Below are 16,610 nucleotides of genomic sequence, written 5' to 3' on the forward strand. Positions count from 1 at the left end.
GTTGTTTTTTAAACTTAGAAAAGTGGACTGGCTCATAGTGGGGATACTCGCCTTGTTCATGCTGTTCAGTACCCTCCTGGTACGCAGTGCCATTGCTCCCTATGAGACGGAGTTCCAGGGTTATGATGTAAAGACGATCCTATTTTATTTGCTGGGATTCGTTGTCGTGTTCGGTATGGCCTTGGTAGATTATCGTACGTTGCTTCGTTATAGCTGGTATGTTTACGCCGCAGGTTGCGTGCTTCTGGTGATGGTATACCTGTTTGCGCCGGAAATCAACGGGGCACGAAGCTGGTTTCGGATCGGGGGGCTGCAATTTCAACCGGCCGAACTGGTGAAGGTCATCCTGATCTTGACGACGGGGTATTTACTTGGCAAAAAAATGGGGCAGCCGCTTCAATTCCGGCGCGACATCATTCCGATCACGATGGTGACGCTGCTGCCGTTTGTTCTGGTGCTGATTCAGCCGGACTTGGGAAATGCCATCATCTATCTGGTGGTGCTGGTAGGGATGCTCTGGATCGGCAACGCCAGGTATAGCCATGTCTTGATCGCTTTAACCGCCGCGGTTGCGGCGTTAATCCTCTTCGTTACGTTGTTTAACGCCTATAACACGCAGATTCAGGACTATTTGGAGAAGCACCAGAAGCTCCACTGGTACCAACGGATCAATACGTTCATTAACCCGGATCAAGCGTCGAGTGATGACAGGCACCAATCGAACTACGCCAAGATTGCCATCGGCTCCGGGGGACTGCTCGGCGACGGTTACATGAAAGGCGACTTGAAGAACAAAAAATTCGTTCCGTATCCGTATTCGGACTCGATCTTTGTTGTCGTTGGCGAGGAGTTTGGGTTTATCGGGGCTTCGGTGCTGCTGCTGCTCTACTTCTTATTTATCTATAGGATGATCTTAATCGCTCTGCATTGTATCGATAAACGGGGGGCTTACATCATTGTCGGAATCGTGGCGATGTTCCTGTTCCAGATCTTCGAGAACGTTGGGATGATGATCGGCCTGATGCCGATCACCGGGATTACGTTGCCGTTCATCAGCTATGGGGGAACCTCGCTCTTAATCAATATGTTATGTATCGGACTGGTGTTCAGCATTAAGCTGCATCAGGAGAAATATAAGGTGGAATAGGATAAACCGGTGCCGAGGGGCATCGGTTTTTTTTGCATCGTAGGGGGCTATGGCGGTGTATTCGTACGTTCATATTCCACTCCAGCGGTTCATAAGTATAAGTACAGGCCAAGGACAAACCGTGCATTGGACCGGAGGGATGAAAGCATGGACGTGAAATCAAATGTAAAGAAACGGAGGGCGGAGCGGATTCGCCAGCTGACGTTGGAAGACGCCGTGGGTCCAGGCCCGCTGCGTCCGGAACGAGGATGGGAATCGGCACCAGGTCAGGCCGCGGTTCCGCAGAGGGAACAAACGGGGCGGAACGCGAAGGGGGAGCGCGCAGACTTCACCGTATCCGATCCCGATCCCGAGCTGTTGTGGAAGCGTGGACAAGGCCGTTGGCAAGATCCTTACGGAGGGGCTTACGGAAGCCGTACCGAGGATCCCATCGTTCCCGGGCCTAGAAAAAAATCTACCTTTTGGACCGCTTTGTTCGTCCGACTCGTGATTAGCTCACTCTTGTTTGCAGCAGTCTGGGGCATGAACCGCTATGAGCCGTCCTGGGCGACTCCGATTCGAGCATTTATTGCCAAGTCGCTTACCGTGGAAATGGATTTTCAAGCCGTAGAGGCCTGGTATACGCGTTATTTCGGCGGAGCCCCGTCGTTTATTCCGATATTCAAAACCAACGAAGATAGCGGACTTCGAGTTGGAGCGGCAGCCGGATTCTCGTCGCCGATCGCCGGCCATTTGGCCAGCCCATTTGCCCTAAGCTTAAAAGGGATCGAGATTATCCCCGACACCGGCAGTTCGCAGGTAAAAACGATCGAGACCGGACGGGTGCTCCGCGTTGCCCGGGATGCCGTTACCGGACAGACGGTGACGGTACAGCATGCTGGCGGTTACGTCTCCGTGTACGGCCATTTGGAGCAGATCTCCGTCGAAAAGGGGGACTGGCTGGAAGGGGGCGATGTTCTGGGCAGCCTTCCTCCGCGAACGCAGTCCCCATTGCCGACGCTCTACTTTGCAATCCAAAAAGATGACCGGTATATCGATCCGGCGGATGTGATTCCGTTTGATTAAATGGCGAGGCATCGCGTTTTCTTTTCATCCTTTGTTCGTCATCATCATGCTTACGTCGGTGCTGACCGGTCATTTTCTGGAGTTGCTTGCTTTATTCGCCATCGTGTTCGTTCATGAGATGGGCCATGTGTTCGCGGCTCGCATGTACGGCATCAAGGTATTGTCCGTTCAAATGCTTCCGTTTGGGGGCGTGGCGGTCCTGGAGGCGGGGGATATGACAGCCGGACGGGAGATTGCCATCGCCTTGGCGGGACCGCTGCAGAACGTCCTGCTGATCGGCGCCTCTCTGTTGCTGCATGCCGCCGGGATGTGGGACGGGCCTTTTTTGGACTATTTTATCCAAAGCAACCTGCTGATTGCCCTATTTAACCTGCTACCCATCCTGCCGCTGGACGGCGGGAAAGTCTCACAGGCCTTATGCAGCCTGACGATGCCTTACTACGCCACGCTGATTTGGTCTTACCGCATCAGCCTGCTGTTCAGCGCCTTGCTGCTGGTGTATTCCTTCTTGCCGTTGCTGCTGGGGCTCGGGGGGATGCAGCTGAATCTTCTGATGATCGGCTTTTTTCTGCTTTATTCCAACCTGACGGATTATCGGAACATTCCTTATCGTTTCTTGCGTTTTCTGGTGAACCGGGATCGCAGCTTCGCAAGGCATTTGTTGACCGGGACTTTGGCCCAGCCGATCGTTGCCGAAAAAACGAAACCTTTGGATCATATTTTGCGTCTATTTAAAAGAGAAAAATACCATTTTATTTATGTGATGAACCACCAAGGGCATATCGTAGCGGTCGTGCCGGAACAGCGAGTCATTTCCTCTTTCTTACAGGGGGGTTCCGGGGCTTGAAGCGCGAAAGTCGTGATATAATGAAACGGGCATGTGACTGGATAAGGCGAGTTCATGATCCATGGATGACGAACGTATGAAGGGTGAAATCATGAAAAGGATGATGGTTCACTGCGGACCCGGCTCTACCGAGATCGCGCTTCTGGAAAACGGCAAACTGGTGGAGTATGCGGCAGAGCGTTCTCAGCATAGAGGACTGGTTGGCAGTTTCATTAAAGGCAAGGTGGTTAATGTCATTCCGGGCATGCAGGCCGCTTTTGTGGATATCGGTCAGAAAAAGAACGCGTTTCTCTATATCGACGACGTGCTGCATCCTCATTTGGAAAAGCAACCAAAGCAGAAGCCGTCGATTGCGCAACTGCTGAAGCCCGGCCAAGAGCTGGTTGTTCAGGTTGTAAAGGAAGCGATTGGCAATAAAGGGGCTCGGGTAACAACGCATTATTCTTTGCCGGGACGCTGGATTGTTTATATGCCGACATCCGGTTATGTCGCCGTTTCCAAGAAGATCGGGCGCGAAGAGGAGAGATACCGCCTTAAGATGCTCGGTGAGGAATTGCGCGAGGAAGAGGAAGGGCTGATCCTGAGAACGGTTGCCGATGAAGAAGACGGTGAAGCGATCGGGGATGACCTCACACAGCTGCGCAAACAGTGGACCGCCATTCTGGAGAAGGCGAAGCACGCTGCGGCGCCGGTCGTGTTGCACCAGGATCTAAGCATGATCCAGCGACTGATGCGCGACGTGTACAGCCCGGAAACGGACGAGCTAATCATGGATTGTCCGGAGCAGGCGGAGGAGGCGCAAGCCTTTCTACAGGCGATGCTGCCGGGGGAGACGCCGCGCGTCATCGTGCATGAAGGCGCTGTCCCTTTATTTGATTACTATGAAGTGAAGCCGCAGCTGGAGAAGGATTTTCAACGCAAGATCTGGCTGCCTGGGGGCGGCTATCTCGTGTGGGATACGACAGAGGCACTGACCGTCATCGACGTGAACACCGGCAAATTTACCGGAGGCGACAGTTTGGAGGACACGGTGTTCCGCACGAATTTGGAGGCCGCGCAGGAAATGGCTCGGCTGATTCGGCTGCGGGACACTGGCGGAATTATCATCGTCGATTTTATCGACATGGACAGCGACGAGCATCGCTCAGCCGTTTGCGAACGGTTGGAGCAAGCGATGTCCGGCGACCGAACGCAGCATCATATTTTGGGCTGGACGAAGCTTGGTTTGCTGGAAATGACGCGAAAAAGAATGAGAGAAGAGAATACGGTAATCAGTTGATTTTTTACGAGGCCCATGATAGTATATTAGGGTATGTGTCATAAGTTAGCTTGTGCACATGCTGCAACCGCTCCGATCGGGTTACAAGTCCGCTGGACCTAGCATCTATCGGCACCTGAATCAGGCGAGTCTGAGACATGAGGAGGTGCAAGCAAATGTACGCAATTATCGAAACTGGCGGTAAACAATACCGTGTTCAAGAAGGCGATGTGCTTTACATCGAGAAATTGAACGCTGAAGACGGCGCAAGCGTAACGTTCGACCGTGTGTTGGCAGTATCCAAAGGCGAAGGATTGGTAACGGGAGCTCCATTGGTATCCGGTGCTAGTGTAACGGCGAAAGTCGAAAAACACGGCAAAGGCCAAAAAGTGATCGTTTACAAATACAAACCGAAGAAGAACTACCACAAGAAGCAAGGTCATCGTCAACCTTACACGAAAGTAACCATCGAGAAAATCCAAGCGTAAGAAGGTGCGGTAATTTGATTATCGTCTCCATATTGCGCCGGAAGGATAACGGCATCGCAGGTTTTGAGGTGGAAGGCCATGCCGGCTACGCCAAGGCTGGGGAGGACATCGTCTGTGCGGGCGTTTCAGCCGTGACCGTAGGAACGGTCAATTCGATTGAAGCGTTGACTGGCATTGTCATGGACTCCAGGATGAAGAACGGCTTTCTTAGCGCGGATCTTCCTGCTACGGCCCGGACGGAAGCCGAAGAACAAGCGCAATTGCTGCTTGCCTCGCTTGTCGTTATGCTAAAGAGTATCGAAGAATCATACGGGAAGTATATTCAGATACAGGACGTCATTATTTGAAGAAGGAGGTAGACTACAATGTTGAAATTGGATCTCCAGTTATTCGCTTCCAAAAAGGGCGTAGGCTCCACGAAGAACGGACGCGACAGCATCGCGAAACGCCTTGGCGTGAAACGTGCTGACGGTCAAGTCGTAACGGGCGGAAGCATTCTCGTTCGTCAACGCGGAACGAAAATTCACCCAGGTACGAACGTAGGCATCGGTTCGGACGATACGCTGTTTGCTAAAGTCGACGGCGTTGTGAAATTCGAACGTTGGGGTCGCGATCGCAAAAAAGTGAGCGTCTACCCTGTGGAAACCGCTCCTGTAGCGGCTACAGTCGAAGCTTAAGAGCTTATAAGCAAGAGCCCTGGCACGTTGGTGTCAGGGCTTATCTTTTTTTACATACATAACGAGAGCGAACTTGATTTAGGTATGTTATACTGGGTAGTGATGCCAGGGTGAGGACTTCATTTCACCCAATTTGTTAGAGGAACGGGGAAAATATGAAACATCGGTTCATGGTGAGGGCGATGTTCGTGCTGCTTGCGGCCGTTAGCCTGACACTTGCTTATTTCCTGAAATCGCCGATCGGACAGGTCCTCCTGTGCGGGGCTCTTTTCGTGTTGTTTTGGGTATATGTTCGGCATCTTCGGAAGGCGGCCGAAACCGAGCGGAAGCAGTTGCTGGAGTCGATCCAAAGAACCGCCTCCGCCACTTTAGGTCATCATCGCCATGATTGGATGAACGATCTGCAGATTTTGTACGGATATATCCAGCTTCGGAAAATTGATAAACTGGCCGATTGCGTGGAAAGAATAAAAGGACGAATGGCCGTGGAGAGCAAAATCGCAAGGCTTGGCATTCCGGCTTTGGTCTTCTACTTGCAATCGTTCCGCGAGGTGAACGGTTCGGTGCAACTTGAGGTTGATATTGAGGACGAGCTGCAGTTGGACAGTTTGCTTACCATCGAAGAAGCGGAAGAATTGACGGAAGCTATCGTGGAATCGGTACGGGTGTTTCAGTTTAACGGGCGGTCTTCGTGGGGCGAGACGCTGCAACTGAAAATATCGATGTACCGCGAAGGCGGCGAAGTGTTGGTTTGGTTTGAACAGATCGGTTCTACAGGGAATCAGGAGGCACTTGCTCGTCACATCGATGAAGGAATTACAGGAATGCGAATACGGGCTGACCGAGGCGATGCGGAGAACGGTTCGCTGCGGCTTCGGGTGTCTTGCGGAAAAATAAACGAGGTGAACGCATGTTTGTAGATAAAGCGAAAATTTATGTCAAAGGGGGCGACGGCGGCGATGGGCTCGTAGCCTTTCGCCGAGAGAAGTACGTACCCGAGGGCGGTCCGGCCGGCGGTGACGGAGGGAAAGGCGGCGACGTGATCTTTCGCGTCGACGAAGGCCTAAGAACGTTGATGGACTTTCGATATCAGCGGCATTTTAAGGCGCAGCGTGGGGAAAAAGGGCGGAATAAGAGCCAGCACGGGGCGAATGCGGAGAATATGATCGTACGGGTTCCTCCGGGAACGGTCGTCATCGACGATGACTCCCAGGAGGTAATTGCCGATTTGACGCGCCATGGGCAGCAAATTGTTGTCGCCCGCGGCGGGCGGGGCGGACGCGGCAACATCCGTTTCGCTACGCCAAGCAATCCGGCTCCCGAGCTCGCAGAGCATGGCGAAGAAGGCCAAGAGCGCTGGGTTGTGCTGGAGCTGAAGGTGATGGCCGATGTCGGACTAGTTGGATTCCCGAGTGTCGGGAAATCAACGTTGTTGTCGGTCGTATCGGCAGCCAAACCGAAAATCGGCGCCTACCATTTCACAACGATCACCCCGAATCTTGGTGTCGTTGAGGTGGGCGACGGGCGCAGCTTCGTGATGGCGGATTTGCCCGGGTTGATCGAAGGCGCCCATGAAGGCGTTGGCCTCGGCCATGAATTCTTGCGTCACGTGGAGCGGACAAGGCTTATCGTTCATGTCGTCGATATGGCCGGTTCGGAAGGACGCGACCCGTTTGACGATTGGCAGAAGATCAACGACGAACTGCGGCAATACAACGCGGATTTGGAGAAACGTCCGCAGATCGTGGCCGCGAATAAGATGGATATGCCCGAAGCGGCGGAGTATCTGGAGAGATTCCGCGAGGAAGTCGCAAAGGTACGCGGGGATCTGGAGATCATGCCGATTTCCTCGCTGACCCGTCAGGGCATCCAGGAACTGTTGTACCGCGTGTCGGATCTGCTGGATCAAATTCCGGAAGCACCGGCGATCGAGGAAGTCACCGAACTCGCGGAGCGTAAAATTTTCAAATTGGACAAGACGGAAGACGAAAGCTTTACGATTCGCCGCGAGAACGAGACGTTTGTGGTGGAAAGCGTGAAAATCGAGCGGATGATGAAACGGATGCAGCTGAATTCCCATGATGCAATTCTGAAGCTGGCCCGCACGCTGCGGCATATGGGCGTTGACGAAGAGCTGCGTAAGCGGGGCGCTAAGGACGGGACACTGGTTCGTATCGGCGACTTCGAATTTGAATTTGTCGAAGGCAGCAGCTACTATTATTGATGTGAAAAAGCACCTTTTGGGTGCTTTTTTTAATATAAGGCGGGATAAAAAGCATTGCCACTCTGCCTGATTTCCGTTATAATGTCCACTATACGAAAACAAAGGTCTCTAAGGAGAGGACGTTCGTGAAAGAGCACTACTATTTGGTACGCGAGGATATTTTGCCTGAAGCGGTGGTTAAAACGTTGCAGGTGAAGCAACTGCTGGCCTCCGGCGATGCGAAAACAGTGCATGAGGCCGTAGCTCAGGTGGGCTTGAGCCGCAGCGCCTTTTACAAGTACAAGGACGGCATTCATCAATTAAATCAAATTGAACGGGAAAGCATCGTGACGATTTCGTTTGACCTGGAGCACCGGTCGGGAATTTTGTCGAAAGTGCTTGCGCTGATCGCCGGGTCTGGCGGTAACGTTTTGACGATAAACCAAAGTATACCGCTTCAAGGCAAAGCGAATGTCGTGATTTCCGTGGAAACCTCGCGCTTAACCGAGGAGCTGGATGTGATGCTGAACTCGCTGCAAGGCATCCCGGGAGTTAGGAGAACGCAGATCGTTGGGCAAGGATAAGAGAAGAAGCCATGCGGGAATACCCGCGATTGGATAACGGGAGGGGACGGCTGTGAAGCCTGTGAAAGTAGGACTGCTCGGACTCGGCACGGTGGGGACTGGCGTCGTCCGGATCTTGGAAGGACATCAGGAGGATCTCAGCAGTCAGGTTGGTTCGCCGATCGTCATCGAGAAAATCGCCGTTAAGACGTTAGCAAAAACACGCAGCATCGATGTGGATCCGCGCAAGCTGACGGAGGATCCCTGGTCGGTCATCCGTGACCCGGAGATCGATGTTATCGTGGAAGTGATGGGTGGCGTCGATCAGACGAAAGCTTATATTCTGGAGGCGCTGGAACGCGGCAAGCATATCGTGACCGCCAACAAGGATTTGATGGCGCTGTACGGCTCAGAGATTCTGGCTAAGGCGATGGAGCATCAATGCGATGTGTTTTACGAGGCAAGCGTGGCTGGCGGCATTCCCATCATCCGCACGTTGATTGAAGGGTTTTCCTCCGATCGAATCATGAAGATCATGGGGATCGTGAATGGGACGACCAATTATATTTTGAGCAAAATGAGCCAGGAAGGCGCCTCCTACGAGGATGTGCTGAAGGAAGCGCAACAGCTTGGTTATGCAGAGTCGGATCCGACCTCTGACGTGGAAGGATTGGATGCGGCCCGTAAGATGACGATTCTTGGGACTCTGGGGTTCCGTACGAACGTGGAACTAAATGATGTGCATGTTCGGGGGATTTCATCGGTGTCGAGGGAAGATATTTTATATGCTAAGCGTCTCGGTTACGAGATGAAGCTGCTTGGCATCGCCGAACGGCAGGATGACGAATTCAGCATTACGGTGCAGCCGACCATGGTCAAGAAAACGCATCCGATCGCGGCTGTAAACGGCGTATACAACGCGGTGTACGTGCACGGGGAAGCCGTTGGCGAAACGATGTTCTATGGTGCAGGCGCCGGGGAGATGCCGACCGCCACCTCCGTGGTGGCGGACCTGGTTGCCGTCGTCAAGAACCTTAAGCTTGGCGTCAACGGTTTGAAGGCGATCGTCCCATATAAACCGAAGAAGCTCAAAACGGACGAACAAATCGCCTACAAGAATTTCCTGTTGCTACACGTCGACGACAAAGCTGGCGTCTTGGCGCAAATCACTCAGGTGTTCGCCGAATACGAGGTCAGCCTGGAATCGGTCGTGCAATCGCCGAACACGAATTTGGCCGGTGCTGAGATCATGATCGTGACGCACAACGCTAGCAAGGCCAGTATGAATAAGGTTCTGGCCCATTTCGAATCGCTGGACGTCATCCATCGGATCAAAAGCGTGTACCGCGTAGAGGGATAATCACATTAATCAGATAAAGGAGTTCTTATTGGATGAGATATCTTGGATTGCTGGAAACGTACAAGGAATATTTGCCGGTGAACGACAAGACGCCGAAGCTGACACTGCAGGAAGGCAATACCCCGCTGGTTCGCGCAGAGAACCTCTCGAAGGAGCTGGGGCTTGACCTTTACTTCAAATATGAAGGGTTGAACCCGACCGGCTCGTTTAAGGATCGCGGCATGGTCATGGCCGTCGCCAAAGCGGTCGAGGAAGGCAGCCAGACAATCATGTGCGCGTCTACGGGGAATACTTCAGCCGCTGCTGCGGCCTACGCCGCCCGTGCAGGGATCGATTGTATCGTATTGATTCCCAATAACAACATTGCTCTCGGCAAGCTCGCTCAGGCGATGATCTACGGCGCGAAAGTGATCGCGATCGAAGGAAACTTCGACCGGGCGCTCGAGATTGTGCGCGACATTACCGCTAAGCATCCGATCACGTTAGTGAACTCGGTGAACCCGTACCGCATCGAAGGCCAGAAAACGGCGGCATTCGAAGTGTGCGACCAACTAGGGAAGGCCCCTGATGTACTCGCCATTCCGGTCGGCAACGCCGGTAACATCTCGGCTTACTGGAAAGGCTTCAAGGAATATCATGAGCGTGGCAAATCGACTTCCTTGCCGCGGATGGTCGGTTTCGAAGCCGAAGGTGCGATGGCGATTGTCAAAGGCGAACCGATCTTGGAGCCGGAAACCATTGCGACCGCCATCCGGATCGGTAACCCGGCAAGCTGGAAGACGGCTGTTGCTGCAGCGGAAGAGTCCGGCGGGCAGATCAATTACGTAACGGATGATGAAATTCTCGATGCATATCGGATCATAGCCGCGAAGGAAGGCATTTTTGCCGAGCCCGCTTCGGCGGCTTCCATCGCCGGCGTTTATAAGCTGAAACGCGAGGGATATTTTAAAGGCGGAGAGACAGTGGTCTGCGTTCTGACAGGGCATGGCCTGAAGGATCCGAATATCGCCATCAAGAGCATCGGCGGCGAACCGCTCGTCGTTCAGGACACGGAAGAAGCGGTGCTGGATGCGATCGCCAAGCTGCAAGGAGCCCAGGCATGATTCGCCAAGAAGGCGTTCTGATCAAGGTGCCGGCAAGCACGGCGAACTTAGGCCCTGGCTTCGATACGCTAGGTATGGCGCTGAATCTCTATTCTTGGATCGAAATGAAACCGGCCGATTCCACGGTTTTCCGCCTACATGGGGAGAACCTGGAGGGACTGCCGACCGATAAAAGCAATCTGGTGTATCAGGTCGCGCAAACGGTGTTTGCGGAAGCCGGCGTGACTTTGCCGGAGTTGGAAATCTCGATGAAATCGGATATTCCGCTGACCCGCGGGCTTGGCAGCAGCGCTTCGGCGATCGTCGGGGCGCTGTTTGCCGCCAATCTGCTGATCGGCGAGCCTTTGAGCCAAGCGAAGCTGTTCGATATGGCGACGGCGCTGGAGAAGCATCCGGATAACGTGGGTGCTTCCCTTTTCGGCGGGATCATTACCGCCGTCTGGGACGGAACGCACGCCGATGTGCTGCGCATCGAGCCGCCAGCGGATCTCGAGGTGCTTGTGGCCATCCCTGATTTTCAGTTGTCCACCTCCAAGGCTCGCGAGGCATTGCCTAAGCAGATTAGCCTGCAGGATGCGGTATACAACGTCAGCCACTCTTCGCTGCTGACCGCGGCGCTGACCTCGGGTCGGTTGGACCTGATCCCGGTCGCAATGCGCGATCGGCTGCATCAACCCTACCGGGCATCGCTGGTGCCGGGCATGGCTCGGATCCTTGAGGAAGCGACGGCCCATGGAGCGTTAGGCGCCGCCTTGAGCGGGGCCGGTCCGACGCTGCTCTGTTTGACGGACCGCCGTAAGGGAGCGGAAGATCAGCTTGAGGGGTTCCTCCTTGAGGTGCTTGGCGAGCAGGGCATCACCGCGCAGACGATGCGATTGAAACCTTGCACATTGGGGGCCGTGGCGCTTACTATGGAGAGTGAAGGTTCATTTTTGGATTATATTCAGGCTTAGAGGGCGGGTAGACCGGCTGCATTCAATAGAATTGGAGCACCGAGACCGTTGGATGAAGTTAGGGAGTGAGTAGTAGAGATGAAACGAATAGCATTGCTGCCGGAAGGCTCGGTGTCCCATGAAGCAGCGCTGCACCTGTTCGGCGATGAGCCGGTGGAGCTGCTTCATTTCAAGCAGATATCCGACGTATTCTTAGCTACGGCCAGCGGTCACAGTGATTACAGCGTCATCCCCATGGAGAATACGATCGAAGGCTCTGTCAGCCTCCATATGGACTGGCTTGTCCATGAGGTGGATATTCCGATGCAAATCGAATGGGTATATCCTTCCGTGCAGAATTTGATCGGCAATCGGGAGGAGTTCCAATCGGGGGATCAACCTGGCGATATCGATTATTCCAAAGTGACGAAGGTGTTGTCACATCCGGTTGCAATGGCCCAGTGTCTGCAATTTATCCGCTCACGGATGCCGCGAGCGGAATTAGAGCATGCGGGCAGCACTTCGGAAGCGGTGGAACTGGTGAAGAAGAATCCGGGACAAGGTTGGATGGCGATCGGTACGGCACTCGGGGCCAAGCGGTACGGTTTGGATGTCCTGGCCCGTCAAGTGACGGATCACGACAACAACTATACCCGGTTTGTTCTAATCGGCCCTCAGCCGCTGGAACTGGCAATCCCGGCAGCCCAGAACAAAACGAGCCTGCTTGTGACGCTGCCGGAGGATTTTCCAGGTGCCTTGCATCAGGTATTGTCCGCGTTCGCATGGCGTAAACTGAATTTGTCGCGAATTGAGTCGCGTCCCACCAAGAAACGGCTTGGCAATTACTATTTTATTATGGATGTGCTTGAATCTCTCGATGCCGTGCTGCTCAGCTCAGCGATTGGAGAAATCGAAGCATTGGGTTGCCAAGTACGCGTGCTGGGGAGTTATCCCAGCTTATCGTTTGGAGAACAAAAAGCGGAGGTGCCAAAATAATGGCAGAACAATGGATTTACTTAGATGGACAATACGTAACCAAAGATCAAGCAAAGGTTTCCGTATATGATCATGGTTTTTTGTACGGAGACGGCATCTTCGAAGGCATCCGCATTTATAACGGAAATATTTTTAAATGCAAAGAGCATTTGGACCGTCTTTACGATTCAGCTAAATCCATCATGCTGGAGATTCCGCTGACGTATCAGGAAATGGAGAACGCGCTAGTGGAGACGCTTCGTCGCAATGAGCTTCGCAACGGTTACATCCGTCTGGTTGTTTCCCGCGGTGCCGGTAACTTAGGTCTCGATCCGAACCGTTGCCCGAAAGCATCGGTCGTCATCATCGTGGAGCAACTCGCGATCTATTCGGAAGAAGCCTACAAAACCGGGCTGAAAACCGTCTCCGTATCGACGCGGCGCAACATCCCCGATGCCCTGAATCCGAAAATCAAATCGCTAAACTATTTGAACAATATTTTGGTGAAAATCCAATCGAACCTGTCCGGTGCGGGCGAAGCGATCATGCTGAACGCACAAGGGTACGTGACCGAGGGCTCGGGCGACAATATTTTCATCGTCAAGAACGGAATGATCACCACCCCTCCATGTTACTTGGGGGCGTTGGACGGAATTACCCGCCAGGCGATCATCGAGATTTGCCGCAAGAGAGGCTACAGTATCCAAGAACAGCCGTTTACGCTTCACGATGTGTATGTCGCTGACGAAGTGTTCCTGACAGGGACGGCTGCTGAGGTCATCGCCGTACGTGAAGTCGACGGCCGCATCATCGGGGAGGGACATGCCGGTCCAATCACGCTGAAGCTGCTGGAGGAATTCCGTGCGATCGTAGATCAGGACGGAGTGAAGGTTTGGTAAGAACGCGCGAGAGCTAGCATGAATCCTATTTTCCTTGACCTAAGAGGGAGATAGGATTTTTTCTTTTCCTGGATGTCAAAAACCGGGCGCCTGCATAGGATGTAATAAATGGGCCCCGGGCGATCATCACGTACCGGAGAAGAAACCTAGGAGGTCTTTATCGCGTGAAAATCCATATTGTGAAAAAAGGCGATACTTTGTTTGAGCTCTCAAAAAAGTATAACGTGCCTCTGGAGAAACTGATCGAAGCTAACCCGCAGTTCGCCAATCCGGATCAGTTGAACGTCGGCGACAAAGTGAAGATTCCAGCCGTGGCTGTGCCGATCGGCGGTGAATCGGGCAATATCTACAAGCACGTCGTGAAGCAAGGGGACACGTTGTGGAAGTTGTCCAAAGCCTGGGGCTTGCCTTTACAGACCCTGATCGCGGCAAATCCTCAGCTTAGCGATCCGAACCAGTTAAAGGTAGGGGATGTTGTAAACATTCCGACGGGTATGGGATCGCCCGCCGGCGGAGCCGCCAACCCGCCAGGACCTAACATGGGATTGTCGCCGGCGCAAACCGGTAAGAAGAACACGGCCCCCATTGCCGGTACGGGCACGAAAGCTCCGACAGGCGTCAAGCCGGAAATGACGGCGCCGAAGCCGCCGAAGATGGAAGTCCCTAAGGTTCAACCTATTCAAACGGAAAAACCGAAACCGAAAGAAGAACCGGCGAAGGTTGAACCAGCGAAGGTAGAACCAATCAATGTTGTGCCGCCGAAACAGCAATCGGTACATGTCGAACCGCCCAAAACAGTACCCATGGAGATCAAAATTGAAGTGGAGCAAATACAATATGAATCCACGAAACTCCAGCCGATTCAATATCAGCCGCAAAAGCAGGAGCCGGTTAAAGTTGAACCCTATAACTATCAACCGATGAATGTCGCACCAGCCAATTATGGGCCGACGAACGTCAGCCCTGCGGCCAATGTCCCGATGAAAGGTGAACCTACGGGAGTTAGCCCTTATGGATATGAGCCGATGAAAGGTGAACCTACGGGAGTTAGCCCTTATGGTTATGAGCCGATGAAAGGCGAACCTATGGGAGTCAGCCCTTATGGATATGAGCCGATGAAAGGTGAACCTACGGGAGTTAGCCCTTATGGATATGAGCCGATGAAAGGCGAACCTATGGGAGTCAGCCCTTATGGATATGAGCCGATGAAAGGCGAACCTACGGGAGTTAGCCCTTATGGATATGAGCCGATGAAAGGCGAACCTATGGGAGTCAGCCCTTATGGATATGAGCCGATGAAAGGCGAACCTATGGGAGTTAGCCCATATGGATATGAGCCGATGAAAGGCGAACCTATGGGAGTTAGCCCTTATGGATATGAGCCGATGAAAGGCGAACCTACGGGAGTCAGCCCTTATGGATATGAGCCGATGAAAGGTGAACCTACGGGAGTTAGCCCTTATGGATATGAGCCGATGAAAGGCGAACCTACGGGAGTCAGCCCTTATTCTTATGGGCCGAATGTGCAACCTATCCAATACGCAAACCCTGCCTATCCGAGTCACGGTATGTCGCAGTTCTTCCCAACACAACCATCTCCGACTGTACTTCCGGCTATGGGTTACGCCCCTTCACCTTGTGGATGCTCGGGAGCTACCCCGTATTCGTATACGGCTCAAGAAGCCTATCCTCCTTTTTATCAATATCCGGTGGCAGCCGAACCTGTATCCGCTCTTTACGACAACACTTCAATGCCACAGCAACCAACAGCACTCTCCCCGACGGAAGGGGAGTATCCGGGGATTTCAAACGTTAACGCTCCCGTGTCGCAAATGCCTAATTTAGGAGGGGTGAGCCCATACGCCAATCAAGCTCCCAATGCGGGATATCAGCCGCTTGGAATTTCGCCACAGGCCGTATCCCCTGAATCGTACGGTAATAGCTTCTACCCTCAGACCATGGATTGGGGTCATCAGCCTGGATATATGCCTTGTTACGGTCCTCCCGTTCCAGGCTACCCAACTTCGGTATTGCCGGCTGCTTATTCCGTTCCGCCGATGCCTGGGTACCCGATGGCCTATCCTGGGGCGAACAATTTGGCTCCGATCGCAAACGAACCATTAAAAGGGGAAGTTGGCGGGATTGAAAATATGAAGAGTCACCTTGATCGTGAGGCACAGGCCTCGGGCTCCAACGACGGATTGGAGGATAACGGGCAAAAAAAAACGGAAACCAAATCCAAAACGCTAAATCCCTCAAAGAAAAACGTGAAAATTTCAGGCAGCCTTGACTCGCAGTCGACCACGAGTAAGCCAAGTAAATCCGGAGCAGGAACGGTAACCCAAAAAACTCGGCAACGTGCCAACAAAACGAGTGGACGACGGAATCCATGGATTAACGATTAAAGGCAAATCGGAGCGGGGGGAGATAGATCCCCCTGCTTTGTGTTTTGTCAGAACTTGTTGCACTTCCTCTAGAGAAAGGACTTGAGCCTGTGCGCTGAATATGTTATATTAGACGTCCCCCGAAAACTAGAAGCTTGGTTTGAAGGGGAGGTTCAATTGAGAAAGAGATGTGCCAATTACCTGGAATTAAATGCTTAGAAAAAAAAGTGCTTGCTATCCCGTTCCTGGTATGTTATATTATTTAAGTCGCCGCTGAAACGCAGCGATGAACGAAAGAACGAAAGTTGATCTTTGAAAACTGAACAACGAGTGAGTAATACAATGAGATTTTAAATCTCGTCAGTTTGTTTAAATGAGCAAGTCAAACACTTTATTGGAGAGTTTGATCCTGGCTCAGGACGAACGCTGGCGGCGTGCCTAATACATGCAAGTCGAGCGGAGTTAATCGGGAGCTTGCTCCTGATTAACTTAGCGGCGGACGGGTGAGTAACACGTAGGCAACCTGCCCGTAAGACTGGGATAACTACCGGAAACGGTAGCTAATACCGGATACGCAAGTTTCTCGCATGGGGAGCTTGGGAAAGGCGGAGCAATCTGTCACTTACGGATGGGCCTGCGGCGCATTAGCTAGTTGGTGGGGTAACGGCTCACCAAGGCGACGATGCGTAGCCGACCTGAGAGGGTGAAC

The 16,610-nt window shown here is 52.9% G+C and carries 16 protein-coding genes, 1 rRNA gene and 1 other annotated feature; all 17 genes read left to right on the forward strand.

Translation table 11 applies throughout. The features are described 5' to 3' along the window. The first annotated feature begins 1 nt into the window (after position 1). Positions 2-1,147 carry an FtsW/RodA/SpoVE family cell cycle protein gene (locus KJS42_RS15630; protein ID WP_213623375.1) on the forward strand — a complete coding sequence of 382 codons (1,146 nt, stop codon included), beginning with the start codon at positions 2-4 and terminating at the stop codon, positions 1,145-1,147. Positions 1,148-1,294: 147 nt separating this feature from the next. Next, a complete protein-coding gene (locus tag KJS42_RS15635; RefSeq protein ID WP_213623376.1) occupies positions 1,295-2,212 on the forward strand; it encodes a M23 family metallopeptidase in 918 nt (305 codons plus the stop codon). Next, complete coding sequence (locus tag KJS42_RS15640; RefSeq protein ID WP_213623377.1) at positions 2,205-3,059, forward strand: M50 family metallopeptidase; 855 nt, start codon at positions 2,205-2,207, stop codon at positions 3,057-3,059. Before KJS42_RS15635 ends, KJS42_RS15640 begins: the two co-directional genes overlap by 8 nt. Positions 3,060-3,150: 91 nt before the next feature. Next, on the forward strand, positions 3,151-4,338 hold the full coding sequence (locus KJS42_RS15645) for an Rne/Rng family ribonuclease (protein WP_193418052.1): 1,188 nt from the start codon (positions 3,151-3,153) through the stop codon (positions 4,336-4,338). Between the two features lie 55 nt (positions 4,339-4,393). Continuing rightward, positions 4,394-4,480, forward strand: a sequence feature (ribosomal protein L21 leader region). Between the two features lie 13 nt (positions 4,481-4,493). Further along, a complete protein-coding gene (gene rplU, locus KJS42_RS15650) occupies positions 4,494-4,805 on the forward strand; it encodes a 50S ribosomal protein L21 (protein WP_059040908.1) in 312 nt (103 codons plus the stop codon). Positions 4,806-4,819: 14 nt separating this feature from the next. Then, a complete protein-coding gene (locus KJS42_RS15655) occupies positions 4,820-5,152 on the forward strand; it encodes a ribosomal-processing cysteine protease Prp (protein ID WP_193418050.1) in 333 nt (110 codons plus the stop codon). An 18-nt stretch (positions 5,153-5,170) separates the two neighbouring features. Beyond that, a complete protein-coding gene (gene rpmA / locus KJS42_RS15660; protein WP_036620517.1) occupies positions 5,171-5,482 on the forward strand; it encodes a 50S ribosomal protein L27 in 312 nt (103 codons plus the stop codon). 155 nt (positions 5,483-5,637) lie between these two features. Then, positions 5,638-6,402, forward strand: a complete 765-nt coding sequence (locus KJS42_RS15665; RefSeq protein WP_213623378.1) for a Spo0B domain-containing protein — start codon at positions 5,638-5,640, stop codon at positions 6,400-6,402. Beyond that, positions 6,393-7,706, forward strand: a complete 1,314-nt coding sequence (obgE, locus tag KJS42_RS15670) for a GTPase ObgE (protein WP_193418046.1) — start codon at positions 6,393-6,395, stop codon at positions 7,704-7,706. The genes KJS42_RS15665 and obgE overlap by 10 nt, the downstream gene beginning before the upstream one ends. Before the next feature lie 125 nt (positions 7,707-7,831). Beyond that, a complete protein-coding gene (locus tag KJS42_RS15675) occupies positions 7,832-8,269 on the forward strand; it encodes an ACT domain-containing protein (RefSeq protein WP_193418044.1) in 438 nt (145 codons plus the stop codon). A 52-nt stretch (positions 8,270-8,321) separates the two neighbouring features. Next, positions 8,322-9,608 carry a homoserine dehydrogenase gene (locus KJS42_RS15680; protein ID WP_193418042.1) on the forward strand — a complete coding sequence of 429 codons (1,287 nt, stop codon included), beginning with the start codon at positions 8,322-8,324 and terminating at the stop codon, positions 9,606-9,608. Between the two features lie 32 nt (positions 9,609-9,640). Further along, positions 9,641-10,711 carry a threonine synthase gene (gene thrC, locus KJS42_RS15685; RefSeq protein ID WP_155608647.1) on the forward strand — a complete coding sequence of 357 codons (1,071 nt, stop codon included), beginning with the start codon at positions 9,641-9,643 and terminating at the stop codon, positions 10,709-10,711. Further along, positions 10,708-11,664, forward strand: coding sequence for a homoserine kinase (gene thrB, locus KJS42_RS15690; RefSeq protein WP_213623379.1), 957 nt, complete (start codon positions 10,708-10,710; stop codon positions 11,662-11,664). The genes thrC and thrB overlap by 4 nt, the downstream gene beginning before the upstream one ends. Before the next feature lie 78 nt (positions 11,665-11,742). Further along, complete coding sequence (gene pheA, locus KJS42_RS15695) at positions 11,743-12,639, forward strand: prephenate dehydratase (protein ID WP_155608649.1); 897 nt, start codon at positions 11,743-11,745, stop codon at positions 12,637-12,639. Beyond that, a complete protein-coding gene (ilvE, locus tag KJS42_RS15700) occupies positions 12,639-13,517 on the forward strand; it encodes a branched-chain-amino-acid transaminase (RefSeq protein ID WP_155608650.1) in 879 nt (292 codons plus the stop codon). The genes pheA and ilvE overlap by 1 nt, the downstream gene beginning before the upstream one ends. A 164-nt stretch (positions 13,518-13,681) precedes the next feature. Beyond that, entirely contained in the window at positions 13,682-15,922 is a 2,241-nt protein-coding gene (locus KJS42_RS15705; protein ID WP_213623380.1) for a LysM peptidoglycan-binding domain-containing protein, read from the forward strand. A gap of 370 nt (positions 15,923-16,292) precedes the next feature. After that, positions 16,293-16,610: ribosomal RNA gene (locus KJS42_RS15710) — 16S ribosomal RNA — on the forward strand; the annotation flags it as partial.

It is taken from the genome of Paenibacillus sp. J53TS2 (assembly GCF_018403305.1).
Classification (GTDB): domain Bacteria; phylum Bacillota; class Bacilli; order Paenibacillales; family Paenibacillaceae; genus Fontibacillus; species Fontibacillus rhizolycopersici.

What these genes read in the sequence shown, in the direction of transcription:
- KJS42_RS15635 (WP_213623376.1), top strand. Translation starts at nt 1,295, where the DNA reads ATGGACGTGAAATCAAATGTAAAGAAACGGAGGGCGGAGCGGATTCGC.
- KJS42_RS15645 (WP_193418052.1), top strand. Translation starts at nt 3,151, where the DNA reads ATGAAAAGGATGATGGTTCACTGCGGACCCGGCTCTACCGAGATCGCG.
- rplU (WP_059040908.1), top strand. Translation starts at nt 4,494, where the DNA reads ATGTACGCAATTATCGAAACTGGCGGTAAACAATACCGTGTTCAAGAA.
- rpmA (WP_036620517.1), top strand. Translation starts at nt 5,171, where the DNA reads ATGTTGAAATTGGATCTCCAGTTATTCGCTTCCAAAAAGGGCGTAGGC.
- KJS42_RS15665 (WP_213623378.1), top strand. Translation starts at nt 5,638, where the DNA reads ATGAAACATCGGTTCATGGTGAGGGCGATGTTCGTGCTGCTTGCGGCC.
- obgE (WP_193418046.1), top strand. Translation starts at nt 6,393, where the DNA reads ATGTTTGTAGATAAAGCGAAAATTTATGTCAAAGGGGGCGACGGCGGC.
- thrC (WP_155608647.1), top strand. Translation starts at nt 9,641, where the DNA reads ATGAGATATCTTGGATTGCTGGAAACGTACAAGGAATATTTGCCGGTG.
- thrB (WP_213623379.1), top strand. Translation starts at nt 10,708, where the DNA reads ATGATTCGCCAAGAAGGCGTTCTGATCAAGGTGCCGGCAAGCACGGCG.
- pheA (WP_155608649.1), top strand. Translation starts at nt 11,743, where the DNA reads ATGAAACGAATAGCATTGCTGCCGGAAGGCTCGGTGTCCCATGAAGCA.
- ilvE (WP_155608650.1), top strand. Translation starts at nt 12,639, where the DNA reads ATGGCAGAACAATGGATTTACTTAGATGGACAATACGTAACCAAAGAT.